Annotated in this window: 2 protein-coding genes; both read left to right on the top strand. The window is 65.4% G+C overall.

The features are described from left to right. The first annotated feature begins 137 nt into the window (after positions 1–137). Positions 138–946 (top strand): IS5 family transposase gene (locus ABT085_RS46170; RefSeq protein ID WP_502983000.1). Its coding sequence is split into 2 segments (ribosomal slippage): positions 138–495 and positions 495–946, totalling 810 coding nucleotides; the frame shifts between segments, so codons are not numbered across the junction. An 87-nt stretch (positions 947–1,033) separates the two neighbouring features. Beyond that, positions 1,034–1,630, top strand: a complete 597-nt coding sequence (locus tag ABT085_RS46165) for a hypothetical protein (protein WP_351623189.1) — start codon at positions 1,034–1,036, stop codon at positions 1,628–1,630. Positions 1,631–1,735 lie beyond the last annotated feature (105 nt).

The following is a 1,735-nucleotide window of genomic DNA, read 5'->3' as shown; positions in this document are numbered from 1 at the left end:
TCGATGAACGCGAGGGTGTGCGTATAGGATAAACACCCCAAGTGCGACGGCCGCGAAGGTCACTTACCAACACAGGCCATCTCTAAATGCCCTCTAAGACGCCGTTTCTTATGGCGTGATCGTTCGTTGAGCAGTGCATGACGGATCTGGTTGAGCGGTTGGTTCCGGACGAGTTGTGGGTGTTGTTCCGGCGGGTGGTCCCGCCGACGGAGGTCATACGTCCGCAGGGCGGCGGGCGGCGGCGGATCGGTGACCGTGAATGCCTGGCGGCGATCGTTTTCGTGGCCACCTCGGGCTGCACCTGGCGGCAGCTGCCACCCGTGTTCGGGCCGGCCTGGCCCACGGTCTACCGGCGCTTCGTCCAGTGGAGCCGGGACCGGGTGTGGGCCAGGCTCCACCGCGTCCTTCTCGACGAACTCGGCGCCAGAGGCGAGCTGGACTGGTCGCGGTGCGCGATCGACTCCGTCAGCCTCCGGGCGGCAAAAGGGGGCCACTGACCGGACCAAATCCGACCGATCGCGGCAAGCCGGGATCGAAAATCCACCTCATCACCGACCGGAACGGTCTTCCGCTGTCCCTGGGTATCTCCGGAGCCAACATGCACGACAGTCTCGGCCTGCAGCCGCTCGTGCGTGGGATCCCGCCCATCCGTTCCCGCCGCGGACCTCGCCGTCGACGTCCGGCCAAGCTCCATGCCGACAAGGGCTACGACTACGACCACCTGCGGAAATGGCTTCGTGAGCGTCGCATCCGTCACCGGATCGCCCGCAAGGGCATCGAGTCGTCCACCCGGCTCGGTCGACACCGCTGGGTCGTCGAACGGACGGTGTCCTGGCTGGCCGGATGCCGCCGCCTGCACCGCCGCTACGAACGCAAGGCCGAGCACTTCCTCGCCTTCGTCGGCATCGCCGCAGCCCTCATCGCCTACCGCCGACTGGTCCGGTGAGCCAGCCGGTCAAGGAGCAGGGGCGGCCAACACTGATGGTGTCAGTGACGGCCCATAGGGTGCGCTGGTATTCGACAAGGAGGTTCCATGGGCTTTTCCGGCCATCTCGTCTTTGCACGCAGCGAGCGCCCGCTGCTGGAAGCACCCGTGTTCGCCAGCACCGATCCCGGGCTGAGGGACGATGTGCATGAGTGGTCGCCGCGACCAGGCGGCTGGCAGACCCTGCAGCTGGAACAGGGCATCTGGGAGGACGAGTACCTGTTCACCTTGGTCGAATGGACTGGTATGCCGGCTTGCGTCGCCGACGTCTCCGACAGCAGCGTCGCTCTCGTGACCGGCCTGGGTACCGACGGACAACGTTGGCAGGCATGGCTCGAGCTGGACAACGCCGCGGCCCTCCTCCTCGAGGAACCCGAGGAGGTGGACGACGTGAGCTTGTGGATCACCACCCCGGAGTTCGAAGAGGCCTTCAGACGTAAGCGCGCAGAACTCGATGCGGAGGTACCAGCCGACGCCGAAGGCGCTCTCGCATGGGCTTCAGGAGCGGGCTTCCAGTCCGCGGTACAGCAGTCCCGGATCGAGGAACTGCTGCGTGCACAGGAGACCTTTGTGGAGGAGCTGTTCGACGCACTGCTGGATGAACTGGGCTTCCCTGAGGCCGCCCAGCCCTCACCAGAGCCATAAGAAACGGCGTCTAGTACTGCAACGGTCCTTGCCGTGACTGCTGGCCAGTTTGGTCGTTGGTGTGGTTATGGGTGGGGACCTTGCTGATGTCAGGTTGTGGGCGGG

Origin of the sequence: Streptomyces sp. NPDC002265 (genome assembly GCF_040296125.1) — a bacterium.
GTDB lineage: Bacteria > Actinomycetota > Actinomycetes > Streptomycetales > Streptomycetaceae > Streptomyces.
The sequence above is the reverse complement of the archived record's forward strand: the minus strand, read 5'-3'. Positions and strand labels throughout refer to the sequence as shown.